Origin of the sequence: Sphingomonas sandaracina (genome assembly GCF_036663695.1) — a bacterium.
GTDB lineage: Bacteria > Pseudomonadota > Alphaproteobacteria > Sphingomonadales > Sphingomonadaceae > Sphingomonas.
The window spans coordinates 756,184-772,574 of the sequence record NZ_JAXOJK010000002.1; the positions used below are offsets into that span (position 1 = coordinate 756,184).

The window sequence follows — 16,391 nt, forward strand, 5'->3', positions numbered from 1 at the left end:
CAGGCGATAAAGATCGCGACAATCCCCGGGAGCATCATGAGACATTCAATACTCGGCGCCAGCGTTCTGGCGCTGACGGTGGCGTGCGTTCAGCCTGCATCGGCACAGGAAACGACCTCGTCCGTTCGCGGACGGGTGAGCGATCAGGCGGGGCAACCCATTGCCGACGCGGCCGTCACCATCGTCCATATCCCGTCGGGCACGCAGGTCAGCCAGTCAACCGACGCGACCGGCAATTTCAGCGCGTCGGGCCTGCGCGCGGGCGGGCCGTTCCGCGTGACGGTCGAGGCACCGTCCTATGACAGCAAGGCCGTCGAGGGCATCCAGACCGCGGCGGGTACGACGCTGACGCTGAACGTCACGCTCGCGGCCGCAGCGGGGCAGGACATCGTCGTCACCGCCGCGCGGAACCGCAATGGCCTTGCGCTTGCGGGCCAGACCAGCCTGAACGCGGACGCCATCCAGGGCATCGCCTCGGTCAACCGCGACCTGCGCGACCTGCTGCGCCGCGATCCGCTGACCAGCCTGGATCCCAATCCACGCGGCCGGGCGATCTCGATCGGTGGCGCCAGCCCGCGCGGCAACCGCTTCACCATCGACGGCGTCGCGATCGGCGACGATTTCGGCCTTAACGCCGGTGGCCTGCCGTCTGCGCGCGGTATCGTGTCGCTCGACGCGATCGACCAGTTGAACGTGAAGGCCGTGCCGATCGACATTTCCGAAGGCGATCTTCAGGGCGGCTCGGTCAACATCATCCTGAAATCGGGCGGCAACAAGTTTCATGGCGGCCTGTTCGGCATCTATGGCGACGACGACCTCCAGGGCACGAAGACCTACGACAATGTCCGGTCCAACGGCGCTGTCGTCCCGGCCGCGTCGGGTCGCCTGACGCCGGTCCCGAAATTCCGCGATTTCGGTGGAAACTTCTCAGGGCCGATCATCAAGGACAAGCTGTTCTTCGCGGTCGCATATGAACAGCTCGAGGAAAGCCAGGTCAGCGCACGCGGCCTGGCGGGCGAGGGCGCCAGCACCGAGATCCCGTTCGTCACGCGCACCAATGTCGACCAGGTCCGCGGGATCCTGAACAGCCGCTATGGCTTCGATCCGCTGGATATCGCCAAGACGCTGCCGGAGAAGGACAAGAAGGCGTCGGCGAAGCTCGATTGGAACATCAGCGATCGGCAGCGCCTCGCGCTGACGTACATCCATCACGAGAACGAAGTGCCGCGCGATGTCGGCTTCAGCGAGAGCGGGTCGGACCCGTCGGTTGGCCTGCAATCCAATTTCTATCTGCTGGGGGAAAAGACCAACGCCTATGCGGCGCAGTTGAATTCCAACTGGAGCGATAATTTCTCGACCGAGTTCCGGGTCACGCGGCGCGATTACGAGCGCCGTCAGGATCCCTATGGCGGCACCGATTTTCCGGAATTCGAGGTCTGCCTGGACGGTGTGTCGCGTGGCAGCGGGCTGAACTGCCTCGCGCCGACGGGCACCAGCCCGAATGGTCGCGTGCTGCTCGGGCCCGACCAGTATCGGCAATCGAACTATCTGAGCCTCCAGAACACCGGGGTGTCGTGGTCGGGCCAGTATTCGGGCAGCGGTCACGTGATCAAGGTCCTCGCCGAGGGGCAGCGCGTCAAGATCAACAACCTGTTCGTGCCGGCGACCCGCGGGAAATATTATTTCGATTCGATCGCCGACCTGGCGGCCGGACGCGCCAACCAGTTGACCTATGCCAACGCCTTGTCGGGCGACCCGAGCGACGCGGCGGCGCGGTTCAACTACATGTCCTACACCTTCGGGCTGCAGGATAGCTGGTCGGTCTCGCCGGATATCACGGTCACGGCGGGCCTCCGCTACGACTGGATCGACGCCGAACGGCCGATGCTCAACCAGCGGTTCCTCGCCACCTACGGGTTCACCAACGCGGCGATGCCGACCGGGGGCGTGCTGCAGCCGCGCCTGGGCGTGACCTGGGACGTGAAGCCGAACCTGCGGGTCAGTGCCGGCGGTGGCCTGTTCGGCGGCGGTACGCCCGACGTCTGGTTCTCCAACTCGTTCGCCAATGACGGCGTGCGCCAGAACAATCTGCTGTTCCAGCGGACCGCAACCGGTTTCGTCGATGCCACCCAGTCGGGCGCGGCGGCGAACATCGCGCCCGGGCTGGGATCGGCCGCGCTGGACAACGTCTCGGGGACCGGCGTGCCGTCGCTGGTCGACCGGTATCTGTCCGGCACCGGCGCACCGGCGGCCGCGTCGGTTGCGGCACTCGATCCCAACCTGAAGCTGGCCTCCACCTGGAAGGCGAATGTCGCGCTCACCTGGTCGGGCGACCTGCCGTTCGGACCGAACTGGATCGCCGACGATTGGGAGTTCAACCTGAGCGCACTCGCCAGCGAAGTGCAGAACGGGTTCGTCGCCACGGATCTGCGCACCAGTCAAATCGGTACTTTGCCGGATGGTCGTCCGCGCTATGCCAACGCCGGCGGATCGAACTGGGACATCGTCCTGCGCAACACCAGCCAGGGCAGTTCGCGCGTGGTCGGCCTCGGTGTCGGCAAGCGGATCGGCGGCCTGTCGCTGGGCGCGAACTACATCTATTCCGACGTGAAGGACGTCGGATCGTTCACCGGCTATACGCCGACCGAGTTGTTGGGCGTCACGACGGCGGACCCCAACCGCGGCACGCTGGGCCGGTCGAGCTTCGAGACGCGCCACAACGGGAAGGTGCAGATCGGCTATCGCGCCGACCTGTTCGGCGACAATGAATTCCGCATCGACCTGTTCGGCGAATTCCGCAGCGGTCGTCCGTTCAGCTACACCTTCACCGATGCCAGCAACGGCCGATCGCAGGTGTTCGGTACGGTCGGCGGCAACGGGCGGCACCTGTTCTACGTCCCCGATTTCGATCAGGCCGCGATCATCAACGCCGCGGGGCGTCCGCAGGTCGGCGTGGTCGAATTCGCCGACCAGGCCACGCTCAACGCGATCCGTGCCACGGTCGACGGCAGCAAGTTGCGCAACCACTATGGCGCGATCGCGTCGCGCAACATCGGCACGTCGCCGGGCTATTCGAAGCTCGATCTCCACATCTCGCAGGAGATCCCGTTCTTCTTCGGCAAGGCGAAGATCTTCACCGATGTCGAGAACGTGCTGAACCTGCTGAACCGCAACTGGAACACCTACAAGGTGTTCTCGGATTCGGTCAGCGTCGCGAACGTGTCGTGCGTGGCGACCGCGCAGAGCACCTGCGGGCGCTATCTCTACTCGAACCCCAGCACGCAGACCGCGACGACGTATCAGAGCGCATCGCTCTGGCAGATGCGGGTCGGCATGCGGTTCGACTTCTGACCGGAGACGGGGGTGGCGACGGCGCCGCCCCCGTCTCTCGTAATTCAGGCTGTAATTCAGGACTATTCCTATGCGTCTATTGCTATCCTGCCTTGCCGCGGCGGCGGTCATGATGCCGAGCGCGGCGTTCGCCTGGGGTGCGACCGGGCACCGCGTCAGCGGCGCACTGGCGGATCATTTCATCTGCGGACAGACCCGCCTGGAGATCCGCGACCTGCTCGGCCCGGAAACGTTAGCCGACGCGTCGAACTGGGCCGATTACAAACGGATGGGCACCGATCCCTATTGGAGCAAGACGACCTTCAACTGGCATTTCGTCACCGTTCCCGACGGCAAGACCTATCGCCAAGTCGGCGCGCCACCCCAGGGAGATGCCCTGTCGGCGCTCGCGAAATTCCGCGCCATCGTGGTCGATCGCAAGGCGCCTGCCGGTGAACGACGCGATGCGCTTCGGATGATCGTCCATATCGTCGGCGATCTCGGCCAGCCGCTGCATTCCGGCAATGGCCGCGATCGCGGCGGCAACGACGAGATCGTGACGATGGGGGGCAAGCAGACCAATCTCCATGCGGTATGGGATTCGGGGCTGATCGACATGGAGGACATGTCGTACACCGAATGGACCGACTATCTGCTGCCGCGGATCACGACCGAACAGGCGATCGCCTGGTCCAGTGCCGATCCCGAGCTTTGGGTGAACGAGGCGCGCGCGTTGCACAAGACGATCTATCCCAAGGCTGGGGTGATCGATGGCGATTATGTCATCGCACTGCGTCCGTTGCTGCACGAACGCATGACGAAATCGGGGTTACGGCTCGCGGCGTATCTCAACGCCATGTTCGGGCATTGCGAAGGCGTTACCCCAGCGGGCCACTGAAGCGACGTAAGCTATCCCTGCCACTTGCGACGTTCGGTCAGCTGCGTGCGGTACACGCTCGATAGGGTCGAACGTCCGTGTCCGGGTGCTGGCGACCGGTAGAGGCCAAGCCGGCCACGATCAGCGTGAGCGCGGCGTGCTCGTGAGGCGAGCCGTCCGCCGGGAGGCCGCCGTCGAGTGCGAGCGTGGCCATGCCGTGCACGGCCGCCCAGCAAGCGAGCGTCGCCACGTCTACATCGGCGGGCGCAAGTTCCTGCACGCGCCTGACCATGACGCCATACGCGTTGTCCTGGACTGGCGGTGGACCGCCATCGTGACCGGCAAACATCAATCGGAAAAGGGCAGGGCGCGCGCGCGCGAAGGCGATATAGGCCTCGCCCTGAGCGACCAAAGCCGTCCGTGCGTCTTGCTGGGCATCGGCAGTCAGCAGCGCCGTGCGTAGATCGTCGAAGCCGGACTTCGCGACTTCCCCCAACAGTGCCGCCTTGTCGCGAAAGTGCCGGTAGGGGGCCATCGCCGAGACGCCCGCATCGCGAGCGACCGCACGCAACCCTACCTCCTCGCCGCGCACCAGCGTGGCCAGCGCGGCAGCGATCAGCCGAGCGCGCAGATCGGGCTTATTTTCTGCGACCATGTTTACATCGTACACTTCTAGGCTTAGGTCTACGGTGTAAACAGGAAAGGGTACGACGATGCAAGCACCTATCGATCGTCAGTCGGTCGACTTGGCCGCCTATCCCGACCTCGTCATGATCATGCTCGGCTTCCGCCTGAAAGGATGGCGAGGGCTGCTGGCGATGCGCCGCATCGGGCCGGGCCTGAACGCGATCGCGCGCCGTCAGCCCGACGGCCTGCTGGCGCACGAAAGCATGATGTTCAGCCTGACGCATCTGGGCTTTCGCCAATATTGGCGGGATCTGGAAGCGCTCGAACGCTTCACGCGGAGCGAGCCCCACGCGGATTGGTGGCGCCGCGTCCGCGAGCTGTCGGCAGGGGCAGGCTTCTGGCACGAGACCTATCACGCCAAGGGCGGCGTGGAAGCGCTGTACGTCGCCATGCCCGAGCCGGTAGGCCTACAGCGGTTCGCGCCGGAGCGGCGTCCGGTTGGACCCTTCATGTCGGCAAGGGCACGCGTACAGGGCGGTAACGCGCAAGCCGCGCAGCCGTGAAATGCGACCTGACGCGGCCAAGGCTCGGCCACACGGTCTGGCGCTACCGACATCCGCTCAGCCATCCGCGACCATGGTCTTCAGGATATCGCCTAGCTGACCATCCCGTTCGGCGAACCTGAACGGCTTCAACTCATCGACGATGATCTCGTCCGCCTAGGGGGAGGCCATGATATGATAGGTCCGGCATGACATGGCCGGGCGATGGACGCGACTATCGCGGACCTGGCTTCGACGGTCGCCCGCGAAGGCGAAGAAGGCCTGACGTCGACCGCCATGCCGAATGTGGGGCTGTACAAGTTCAGCCCGATGCATCGACCCTTTGCCGGAAAGCTATCGGCCGGTCGTCAGCCTCATAGTGCGGGGCGAAAGCAGTTGATGATCGACGGCGAGGTGTTGATCTATCGCGCCGGCACCACCCTCAGTCATTACCGTCCCCCAATTGGACCCCGGCCTCCGCCGGGGGGGGCATAGCGTCCACCTGTCTTCACCCCTCCCTGAAAGGGGGGCAGGGGGTGGGTCGGCTTCCGCATATGCACGCGAGAGAGACCCAAGCAGGCCGACCCACCCCCAACCCCTCCCTTCCAGGGAGGGGAGCGAGATAGACTGGAGGCAAACGCTAAAATCCTGTCCGGCCACACCTTGACCGCGGACCGCGACTTGCTCGATGCGTGGCGCCGCATGCTGCGTCTGATCGACCGGCCCGATGAGGTGCAGATCATGGCCCCGATGCTGGAGCACGTTTCCCTCCCCTGACGGTTCGACTGCCCGATCAAGCGCCGATTACAAACCACGCTCGATATTAAGACGCGCGCCTGTTAAGTCCGACAATTGCGATGTTTGATCTTTAGGGACGCTTGCCGTCGCTAAAAGTATTCCCGCGAGATTTTGGGCCGATTCGGACTAGTTGAGCCAAATAATTTGATGCCGCGGCGGTCGAGAATCTGGGACGATACCTGCAAGTGCGACATTTTTGCCATCATACTCTGCAAATTGTCGGCGTAAAACGATTTAGCATATAAATACGCTAATTCCTTCGTTAGTCGCCGCGGACGATACGGCAGCGGCACGCCGCGCACGATATCCAAGGGTGAAACGCAGGCGGTCCTTCGGGGCCAGACCAGCTGAAGGAGAGTGTGATGAAGCGTACCCAGATTCGAAGCGGCAGCATCAAGGGTCTCAGCACGACCGTGTCGCTGCTGGCGCTCATGATGGTCGGTTCGGTGGCGCAGGCGCAGGTCGTGGCACCGCAGGATGCGCCGCCCGCGCCGGTGGCAGCAGCGCAGCAGACCAGCGGTACTGCCGCGCCGAGCGCCGATCAGGGCCAGACGGTCGACACCGCACCCGCCGCACCCGCCGCCGATGCACCAGCAGAGGCGGGCGGCGATATCGTCGTCACCGGCGTCCGCGCGAGCCTTCAGTCCGCCCAGAACATCAAGCGCAACTCGTCGCAGATCGTCGACTCGATCGTCGCCGAAGACATCGGCAAGCTGCCCGACCGCAACATCGCCGAGGCGTTGCAGCGCATCTCGGGCATCCAGATCCAGCGCAACTTCGGCGAAGGCAGCTCGGTCGCGATCCGCGGCCTGACGCAGGTCCGCACCGAACTGAACGGTCGCGACATCTTCACCGCGAGCGGTTCGAGCAACGCGCTGAGCCTCGAGGACGTACCGTCCGAGCTGCTCGCCGGGATCGACGTCTACAAGAACCCGTCGGCGGACCTGATCGAGGACCAGCTGAGCGGCACGATCAACTTCCGTACGCGCAAGCCGTTCGATTTCGACGGCTTCAAGATCTCGGGTTCAGCGACGAACACCTATTACGACCTGATCGAGAAGAGCCAGCCGGCCGCGTCGCTGCTGGTCAGCGATCGCTGGAATACCAGCATCGGCGAGATCGGCATTCTCGCCAGCGCGTCGTATCAGAAGACCAATTTCCGCCAGGATACGATCTCGACCGAGCCGTTCTATACGCTCGACGAGAGCAATCCTGGCGATGCCGCCACCGCGGCGCTCCTCGGGCGTACCGGCCAGACCACCACGTTGCCGCACGGCAACGGGATCGGCGAAGTGTTCGGCGACCGCCGCCGCCTCGGCATCGACGTGTCGCTGCAGTGGCGCCCGACGGACACGCTGGAGTTCACCGGCGAGGTGTTCCGCAACGATTACAAGCTGCGCTCCTATGGCTACAGCTATTTCGCCTACACCAGCGGCGCATCGATCACGCCGCTGGCCGGCGCTCCGTTCACCTATGCACCGAACGGTGATTTCCAGAGCGGCACGTTCACCGACGTACCGATCGGCAACAACACCTCGCTCGGTTCGCGTCATTCGGTGACGACCGATTATTCGCTGAACGGCAAATGGAAGCCGACCGCCAATCTGACGATCACCGGCGATCTTCAATATGTCGATTCCAAGACCGACAACCTGAACTCGATCGTCGGGTTGAGCGGCGTCGCCACCACGTTGACGCAGGATATCTCGGGCGAGATCCCGTCGTTCCAGATCACGTCCGCCGGTGGGCTCGCGAACCCCGCGACCTACAGCAAGGGCTTTTACCTCGACAACCTCAACAACTCGAAGGGCACCGACAAGGTCGGTCGCCTGGACGGTGAATATCGCTTCGACGAGGGCATTCTAAGCTCGATCAAGGCCGGGTTCCGGTTCGCGGATCGTCGCAACCGGACCAGCGATACCGGCTATCGCTATACCGGGTTGGCCGGTGCTGCGACCAACCTGCGCTATGTCGACCTCGGCGGCTTCTTCCGCGGCCAGGCCGATCTGTTCGGCGACATCCAGGCCTTCTCGCTGCCGACGGTCCTGAACTACGACGATACGCGGCAGTCGCTAGGTATCACGACGACGCCGGGCTATGTGCCAAGCGGCACCAACACGCAGGCGCAGAAGACCTATACCGGCTATGTCGCTGCGTTCTTCAAGGCGGACGACCTGCCGGTGCCGATCGACGGCAACATCGGCGTGCGCGTGGTCCAGAGTAAGGTCGCGGTATCGGGCTTCTATCAGCAGGTGGACCTGATCACCGCGCCCGACGGCACCCAGTCGACCGCGGCGCCGACCTTCACCGAGGTCGACGAGGCGACCAAATACACGTCGGTCCTGCCGAGCCTCAATCTGCGTGGGCGCCTGACCGACCGGCTCCAGCTGCGCTTTGCCGCGTCGAAGAACATCTCGCGCCCGGACTTCAACCAGCTCAATCCAAGCCTGACGATCACCGAACCCGGTACCGCGCAGATCGACCAGCAGCACGTCACGTCGACCGGCAATCCGTATCTGAAGCCGATGAAGTCGACCAATTTCGACGCTTCGCTCGAATGGTATTTCGCCAAGAGCGGATCGCTGACGGTCGCAGGATTCTACAAGGATATCTCGAACTACATCCAGACGGTCATCACCCCGCGCGACGTGACCTTCACCGACGGCGTCACGGCAACCTACGACGTCACCACCTACAACAATGCCAGCAAGGCGAAGGTCAAGGGCGCGGAAGTCGCGTATCAGCAGTTCTTCGACTTCCTGCCGGGTCCGCTCGCCGGACTTGGCGTCCAGGCGAACTTCACCTTCGTCGATTCCGAGGCGCCGAGCCCGGCAAGCGACGGTCCGGTGACGAAATTGTCGCTCGAAGGGCTGTCGAAGTATAACTACAATCTGATCGGTATCTACGAGCGCGGGATCATCTCGGCACGCGTCGCCTATAACTGGCGCAGCGAGTTCCTGGTGACGACATCGGCCAATGGCACGGGCAACCTGCCGCAGTTCCAGAAGGCGTCGGGGCAGCTGGATGCGTCGATCACCGCCAACGTGACGCCGCATCTGTCGCTGACGCTGAACGGCACCAACCTCACCAACACGGTGCGGTCGACCTTCTACGGCATCACCACCCGGCCGCGCGATTCGATCATGAGCGACCGGCAGATCAGCGGCGTGGCGCGCATTACGTTCTGATGCTGCGGCCGATGGGCGGCCCCGCTGGGCCTGGCGATAGTGCAGGCCGCCCATGCCGAGGAATGACGGATCGCGGGGCTGCCCCCGTAGGGGTTTCCGGGTGCGCTGGAGTTTGCCGACAACCAGGGCGGTGTCACGCCGGTGAAACGTCTTTGCATCAGTGACTGCCGGTGAACTCCTGGTTCCTGGCGTCGAAAAAACTCGTTTCGGCAAAGCTGCTGACGATCATGCCGGGCGTCGCCGCGTTCTGCGTGTATTTTGCGATGTACGGGTTTCGCAAGCCGATCGCCGCGGCAGGCTTCGACGGCATACCGGCGGTGTTTGCCGGGCTCGACTACAAGACCGCGCTGATCCTGTCGCAGGCGGTCGGTTACGCGCTGTCGAAGATGATCGGGGTGCATGTCGTCTCGGTCCATCGGCCGGAGCATCGTACGCGCCTGATCCTGTCGCTGATCGGCGCGGCGTGGGGGGCGTTGCTGCTGCTCGCGCTTCTGCCCGCCCGGTTTGGACCGTTGGCGATGCTGTTGAACGGTCTGCCGCTCGGGATGATCTGGGGGCTGGTCTTCAGCTATCTGGAGGGGCGGCGCAATTCGGAGGTGCTGGCGTCGATCCTGACCGCGAGCTTCATCCTGTCGTCGGGCGCGACGCGATCGGTCGGCAGCCTGTTGCTCGTGCACGGCGTCAGCGCGTTCTGGATGCCGGCGCTGACCGGGCTGATCTTCACGCCGCTGCTGCTGGTGGGCATGGTCGCTCTTGCGCGATCCCCAGCGCCGGATGCGGCGGATGCCGATGCCAGAGGCATACGCGGGCCGATGAATGCTGCTGCGCGGCGCGCCTATCTGCGGCGACATTGGGTTCCCGTGACGGCGCTGATCGCGGGCTATACGATGCTGGCGGCGCTGCGCGACCTGCGTGACAATTTCGCACCGGAACTATGGATGGCGCTCGATCGTCCGGCGACGCCTGCGCTGTACCTCGCGACGGAGGTGCCCGTGGCGATAATCGTCCTGCTCGGCCTGGCGATGCTGGGTCTCGTGCGCGACAACCGGTATGGGGTGGTCGCGATCCACGGCGTCATCATCGCCGGCGCGACGATCCTCGGGGGATCGATGCTGGCGTTGCGCGCAGGGGCGATCGGCCCGGTTACCGGCATGATCCTCACCGGCATCGGCATCTATCTCGCTTATGCCCCGTTCAGCGCGATCCTGTTCGATCGTATCATGGCCGTCAGCCCTTCGCCGGGTACGGCCGGGTTCCTGATCTATCTGGCGGACGCATTCGGCTATTCGGGGAGCATCGGGCTGTTGCTCGTGCGGAGCGCGACCGTTCCGGGACGCGACTGGCTCGGGGTGTTCCTGGATGCGGGCATGCTGACCGGAGCGGCGTTGCTGGTGCTGACGTTCGTCTCGGCACTCTGGTTCGTCCGCCATCCGCAGGGGCGGTGAGGGCGTTCAGGCGGTGTGAAGGCGGACGCCTGCGCGGGTCGCTGCATCGGCGATCGCGGGCGGTACGCGGAGGTCGGTGACGAGATCGTGGACCTGCGCGAAGTCGGCGACATGGACGGTGCCGGCGCGATCGAACTTCTCCGCATCGGCGACGACGATCACCCGCCGCGCGCCGTCGAGCAGCGCGCGCTTGTACGCGGCCTCGTCGGGTTCGAAATCCATGAAGCCGCGCTTCGCCTCGATCGCGCCCATCGACAGGATCGTCGCATCGGGGGAGAAGCAGCGCGAATAGCGGACCGCCTCGGCATCGAACGTCGCACGGTAATCGACGTTGACCGCACCGCCGGCGAGGAAGACGCGGATGCCGTCGCGCCCGAGCATGTCGCCCGCGACCTCCAGATTGTTCGTCACGATCGTCAGTCGCCGCCGGTCCGCCAGGGCGCGGGCGACCCAGCATGATGTGGTACCCGAATCGATCAGCACGGTCATGCCGTCCTCGATCAGCGTCGCGGCCCGGCGCGCGATGGCCTGCTTCGCGTCCGACTGCGCATGCATCCGCAACCGGTATGGCGCCTCCATCCGATTGTCGGGGAGCTTCACCCCGCCGTGCACCTTGTACGCGCGACCGCTCGCCTCGAGTTGCCGCACGTCGCGCCGGATCGTCTCGTCCGACACACCGAAGTGATCGGCGAGCATCGTGATCGAACACGAACCCTGCGCCTCGAGCAGCGCGATCAGACTGGCGATACGATCCGACTGCGTCACACGGTGTCTCCTGAAGCGCCTGTTTCTCCCGATCACCTGTTGCGCACAAGCCACAAAATACCAAGCATATCCACATAATGTCACAACCATGTCACACCGTGCTTGCAAGGGGGCGGCACGGGATGCCCGGCGATATTCGGACCGCGGCAGGGGACGACGATATGAACAGGTGGATGATGGGCGCGGCGATCCTGGCGATCGCGGCGACGACGAACGCGCGCGCGCAGACGACCGGCACCCAGACGACGGGTACGCAGACGAAGGGCACACCGGCAGCGACTCCGGCTGACGATACGGATCAGTCGCGTTCCGACGAAATCGTCGTCACGGGGCAGGCGACCGCATTTGCCAACACGCGCGTGACCGCGCCGATGATCGAGCGCCAGTCCGCGCTCGCCAGCGTCAACGACGTCATCAACGAACTGCCCGGCGTGTTCGTCGGCGAGGGCGATGCGTTCGGGTCGTCCGACTGGGTGACGTCGATCAGTATCCGCGGGTTCAACAGCGGCGGCGGCGGCGGCCAGCAGATCGGCTCGACGATCGACGGCCTGCCGAACGGCGGCTCGGGCTATGGCGGCGGATCGCGTGCCAACCGCTATATCGATGTCCTCGATCTGAAGACCGTCAACGTGTCGCAGGGCACCGCCGACATCTCGTCGCGGTCCAACGAAGCGCTGGGCGCGACGCTGGATTACGTAACGTCCGATCCGACCGCGGACAGCCGTCTGCGCTTCACCGTCGCCGGGGGCGATTTCGGTGCGCGCAAATTCTATGTGCGCGGCGATACCGGCACGATCGCGCCGAACACGACCGCGTATATCAGCGCCTCCACCTCGCGCGTCCGCGACTGGATCGGCGGATCGGGCAAGACCAGCCGCGACCATATCGACGCCAAGGTGCTCAGCCGGGTCGGCACGGTCGATCTTACCGGCTTCGTCTCGTACGACGATGCGGACGAGTCCGAGTTCGGATCGGTATCACCCGCACAGTTCGCCAACGACCCGAACCACGATGCCTATACCGACAGTTGGACGGGCCTGCCGTATGTCGATCAGGCTTACCGTTCGACATCGCGGGCATTGCGGAAAAACCTGTTCGGCTATCTGAAGGCGCGGACCGAGGTCGGCGAGGTGAAGCTGCAGGCGGCAGGCTATTATCACCGGATGCGCGGTCGCGGCGATTTCGCGCCGCCGTATCTGGTCGACGTCCGCGACGATGGCGCCGGCAATCCCGAAAGCGAATATGTCGGCGGCCCGACGGTGCGAGGCAGCGACGCGCTCGGCAAGATTTACTTCGTTACGCCGACCGGTGCGGCAGCCACGCCGACGCCGGGATGCGTCGGCACCAGCGGCGTGCCGGCCGAATATTCGCCGACCTGCTACGCGTCGAACGCGACGCCGGTCATGTCGTACCGCCACACCCACTACAAGAACGACCGCATGGGCTTCACCAGCGACGTCGATTGGCAGCATGACTTCGGCGTGGTGCAGAACCAGTTCCGCGCCGGCCTCTGGTTCGAGCACAGCCGCGCCAACCAGCTGCGCGACTGGCACAAGGTGACCAATGCGCGGATCGGCCCCGCCTATGACGGCACGCCCTATTACATGCAGTTCAGCACCGACTATGGGCTCGACGAGGTGATGTATTACGCGGAGGACGCGGTGACCTACGGTGCGCTGACCGCACGGCTCGGGGTCAAGCAGTTCTTCCTCGACCAGAGCCGCACCGAGCTGCTCGGCAATCTGAGCGAGACGTCGATCAAGTCGCATTCCGATCCGCTGATCAACGCCGGGCTCACCTATGTGACACCCCTTCAGGGCATGGAGCTGTTCGCCGGCTATTCGCAGAATTTCGCGGCGATCGGCAACGGTCCGCTCGGCCAGCCGCCCGAGGCGATCCGCAACCTGCGGCCGGAAACAGCGAACAACATCGAGATCGGTGCACGCTACAATACCGGGCGGATCCAGGCGTCGCTGACCGGCTACGACATCAAGTTCAAGAACCAGATCGTATCGATCTCTTCGAACCTCGTCACGGGAATCGACTATCTGGAGCAGCAGGACAGCGTCTATCTGAACGTCGGCGGGGTGAAGAGTCGCGGCATCGAGGCGGCGCTCGCCTACCGCGTGCTGCCGCCGCTGACGCTGTCGGGCAGTTTCACCTACAATCATGCGACCTATATCGGCACCGGCGACGCCGCGCAGGATGCCGACGTCGGCGTGACGCCCGGTCAGCAGGTGATCAATTCGCCGCGCACGATGTGGGTGGTCTCTGCGGATTATAAGAAGTCGATCTTCAAGGCGGGCGTCGCGACCAAGTTCGTCGGCGACCGCAACATCGACACGCAGGGTTTGGCCAAGGCCGGCAGCTTCACGCTGGTCAGCGGCTATGTCGGTGCCGATTTGGGTGCGGTGAACGAGCAGCTGAAGGGCGTGTCGCTGACGGTGCAGGCGACCAACCTGACCGACGAACGCTATCTGTCGAGTGCCGATGGCGGCTCGGCGTTCCTCGGTACGCCGCGGACCGTGACCGCGTCGCTGTCGCTCGACTTCTGACGCGGTATCTTCGAGGCTATACGGGCACGATCCGCGCGTTTTCGGATCGTGCCCGTTCATCATCCGGATCTGCCCAATGACCGACGTTTCCCGCCGTACGCTGCTCGCCGCCGGCCTGTCCGGCGCGACGCTGTCCGCGTTTCCAGCGGCGATCGCGCGGGCGGCGGCGATCGCACCCGACGTGAAGACGGGCTCGATCATGGATGTCGAGCATGTCGTCATCCTGATGCAGGAGAATCGCGGCTTCGATCATTATTTCGGATCGCTGCGGGGCGTGCGCGGGTTCGCCGACCGGTTGCCGATCCCCGTTCCCGCGGAGTCCGGTGCGACGAAGTCTGGATCGGTCTGGTATCAGCGCGACCGGACGGCGCCCGGCGGCGCGCGCACCGTTCTGCCGTTCCACCTGGCGACGCGCACGAACTTCGACCTGATGCGGATGGAGGGCACGCCGCATAGCTGGCCCGATGCGCAGCGCGGCTGGGACGAGGGGCGGATGGCGCATTGGCCCGAAGCCAAGAGCCAGCGCGCGATGGGGCATTACCGGCGCGAGGACATCCCGTTCCAGTTCGCGCTCGCCGAGGCGTTCACGGTCTGCGACGCATATCATTGCTCGGTCCAGACCGGCACCAACACCAACCGCCTGTTCCTGTGGAGCGGCACCAACGACCCTGGCGGCACGCTGGGCGGGCCGGCGATCGGCAATTCGCACGACAGCTTTCCCGAGGATGGCGGCAGTGCCGAACCTTACCGCTGGACGACGGTGGTCGAGCGGTTGCAGGCGAAGGGCGTCGACTGGCGCATCTACCAGGACATGGCCGACAATTTCACCGACAACCCGTTGGTCGGCTTCGCCGCGTTCCGCGACGCGCACCGGGGTGGCGGGGACCCGGCATTGCGCGAGCGCGCGCTGACGACCCGCGGGCTCGACGTGTTGCGCGCCGACGTGCTCGCCGGACGATTGCCACAAGTGTCGTACGTGATCGCCACCGCGAAGGGCTCCGAGCATCCCGGCCCGTCGAGCCCGGCGCAAGGGGCGGCCTATACCGCCGAGGTGCTCGACGCGCTGACCGCGGACCCGAAGGTCTGGGCGCGGACCGCGTTGCTGGTCATGTTCGACGAGAATGACGGTTTCTTCGATCACATGCCGCCGCCGGCGCCGCCGTCGCACGCAGCAGACGGCACGGTCCTCGGCGGCTCGACGGTCGATCTCGAGGGCAGTTATCATCTCCACCCGAGCAAGGGCGACGCTGCGCTCGACCTGCCCGCCTATCGCGGCCGGGCTTACGGGCTGGGCCCGCGCGTGCCGATGTACGTCGTCTCGCCGTGGAGCCGGGGCGGGTGGGTCAATTCACAGGTATTCGACCACACCTCGGTGATCCGTTTCCTCGAACGCCGGTTCGACTTTCAGGAGCCCAACATCGCACCGTGGCGTCGTGCGGTCTGCGGCGACCTGACCTCGGCGTTCGACTTCACCGCCGCCGACCCTGCGCCATTCGCCGCCATGCCCGATCCGCGTGCCGATGCCGCGCGGGCCGCAGTGATCCCCAAGCAGGTGAGCCCGCAGGCGCCGGCCGGTTCGTCGCTTCCCTGGCAGGAACCCGGCATCCGCCGTGCCCGCCCGCTACCCTATGCATTGGCCGTCAGCGAGACGATCGCCGACGGCGCGGTCCAACTGCGCTTCGTTGCCGAAGGCACGCAGGCCGCGGTGTTCCACGTCTACGACCGTACCGACCTAGCCCGAGCGCCGCGCCGTTTCACGGTCGAGCCCCAACGAACGCTGGACGGGCGCTGGGGGTTCGATGGCGATGGCCGCTACGATCTCTGGGTGGTCGGCCCGAACGGGTTTCACCGGCACTTCACGGGGCACCGGGACGACCCGACGTCGTTGTCCGGGCTGGGCTGGCGCGCGAGCCCGACTGAGATGACGTTGCTTCTCCCCGCCGGGCACCACATCCATAGCCTGGTCGCGCGGGTCGAACGGGTCGGTCAGACTGCTCTGGTGACGCCGCTCACGACAGCGCAACGCAGCTGGCCGCTGGGCGAGAGCCATGGGTGGTACGACATCACGGTCATCGCAGCGGCGGTCCCGAACTATCTGCGCCGGGTATCGGGGCGTATCGACGCCCCCGGCCGAATTACGTGCAGCGATCCGTTCATAACCCCTCGTCAACCGGCTTGATGCTCGTCGTTTTAGTCACGGAGAGAACGTAAATTTCGTCTTGAACCGAGCCAGAAATTGGCCGCGAGACCGTTTATGGGGGCGT

The 16,391-nt window shown here is 65.0% G+C and carries 10 protein-coding genes; 8 read left to right on the plus strand and 2 right to left on the minus strand.

Annotation, left to right across the window (positions count from 1 at the left end; translation table 11 throughout):
• The first annotated feature begins 36 nt into the window (after nucleotides 1–36).
• Both U1707_RS08810 and U1707_RS08815 read left to right on the plus strand, forming a co-directional pair.
• Nucleotides 37–3,351 (plus strand): TonB-dependent receptor, encoded by a 3,315-nt coding sequence (locus tag U1707_RS08810; RefSeq protein ID WP_332799690.1) that lies wholly within the window; start codon nucleotides 37–39, stop codon nucleotides 3,349–3,351.
• A gap of 70 nt (nucleotides 3,352–3,421) precedes the next feature.
• Nucleotides 3,422–4,228 (plus strand): S1/P1 nuclease, encoded by an 807-nt coding sequence (locus U1707_RS08815; RefSeq protein ID WP_332799691.1) that lies wholly within the window; start codon nucleotides 3,422–3,424, stop codon nucleotides 4,226–4,228.
• A gap of 37 nt (nucleotides 4,229–4,265) precedes the next feature.
• On the opposite strand, the gene U1707_RS08820 is transcribed toward U1707_RS08815, so the two are convergent.
• The gene (locus U1707_RS08820) at nucleotides 4,266–4,862 is read right to left on the minus strand and encodes a TetR/AcrR family transcriptional regulator (protein WP_332799692.1); all 597 of its coding nucleotides are present in this window, start codon (nucleotides 4,860–4,862) and stop codon (nucleotides 4,266–4,268) included.
• A gap of 58 nt (nucleotides 4,863–4,920) precedes the next feature.
• Here U1707_RS08820 and U1707_RS08825 point away from each other — a divergent pair, with 58 nt between their 5' ends.
• From U1707_RS08825 to U1707_RS08840, 4 genes are all read left to right on the plus strand, one after another.
• Entirely contained in the window at nucleotides 4,921–5,397 is a 477-nt protein-coding gene (locus U1707_RS08825) for a monooxygenase family protein (protein WP_332799693.1), read from the plus strand.
• Nucleotides 5,398–6,039: 642 nt separating this feature from the next.
• Nucleotides 6,040–6,153: an AraC family transcriptional regulator N-terminal domain-containing protein gene (locus U1707_RS08830; protein WP_332799694.1), complete on the plus strand. Its 114-nt coding sequence runs from the start codon at nucleotides 6,040–6,042 to the stop codon at nucleotides 6,151–6,153.
• Between the two features lie 383 nt (nucleotides 6,154–6,536).
• Nucleotides 6,537–9,362 carry a TonB-dependent receptor gene (locus tag U1707_RS08835; protein ID WP_332799695.1) on the plus strand — a complete coding sequence of 942 codons (2,826 nt, stop codon included), beginning with the start codon at nucleotides 6,537–6,539 and terminating at the stop codon, nucleotides 9,360–9,362.
• Between the two features lie 170 nt (nucleotides 9,363–9,532).
• Nucleotides 9,533–10,807, plus strand: a complete 1,275-nt coding sequence (locus U1707_RS08840) for a DUF5690 family protein (RefSeq protein ID WP_332799696.1) — start codon at nucleotides 9,533–9,535, stop codon at nucleotides 10,805–10,807.
• Nucleotides 10,808–10,813: 6 nt separating this feature from the next.
• On the opposite strand, the gene U1707_RS08845 is transcribed toward U1707_RS08840, so the two are convergent.
• On the minus strand, nucleotides 10,814–11,572 hold the full coding sequence (locus U1707_RS08845; protein WP_332799697.1) for a DeoR/GlpR family DNA-binding transcription regulator: 759 nt from the start codon (nucleotides 11,570–11,572) through the stop codon (nucleotides 10,814–10,816).
• A gap of 161 nt (nucleotides 11,573–11,733) precedes the next feature.
• Between U1707_RS08845 and U1707_RS08850 the strand changes: the two genes are divergently transcribed.
• Together U1707_RS08850 and U1707_RS08855 are read left to right on the plus strand one after the other, a co-directional pair.
• Nucleotides 11,734–14,127, plus strand: a complete 2,394-nt coding sequence (locus U1707_RS08850) for a TonB-dependent receptor domain-containing protein (protein WP_332799698.1) — start codon at nucleotides 11,734–11,736, stop codon at nucleotides 14,125–14,127.
• Nucleotides 14,128–14,203: 76 nt separating this feature from the next.
• Entirely contained in the window at nucleotides 14,204–16,306 is a 2,103-nt protein-coding gene (locus U1707_RS08855) for a phosphocholine-specific phospholipase C (protein ID WP_332799699.1), read from the plus strand.
• Nucleotides 16,307–16,391 lie beyond the last annotated feature (85 nt).

Coding starts and splice junctions, on each gene's coding strand:
- U1707_RS08810 (WP_332799690.1), top strand. CDS start 37: ATGAGACATTCAATACTCGGCGCCAGCGTTCTGGCGCTGACGGTGGCG.
- U1707_RS08815 (WP_332799691.1), top strand. CDS start 3,422: ATGCGTCTATTGCTATCCTGCCTTGCCGCGGCGGCGGTCATGATGCCG.
- U1707_RS08820 (WP_332799692.1), bottom strand. CDS start 4,862: ATGGTCGCAGAAAATAAGCCCGATCTGCGCGCTCGGCTGATCGCTGCC.
- U1707_RS08825 (WP_332799693.1), top strand. CDS start 4,921: ATGCAAGCACCTATCGATCGTCAGTCGGTCGACTTGGCCGCCTATCCC.
- U1707_RS08835 (WP_332799695.1), top strand. CDS start 6,537: ATGAAGCGTACCCAGATTCGAAGCGGCAGCATCAAGGGTCTCAGCACG.
- U1707_RS08850 (WP_332799698.1), top strand. CDS start 11,734: ATGAACAGGTGGATGATGGGCGCGGCGATCCTGGCGATCGCGGCGACG.
- U1707_RS08855 (WP_332799699.1), top strand. CDS start 14,204: ATGACCGACGTTTCCCGCCGTACGCTGCTCGCCGCCGGCCTGTCCGGC.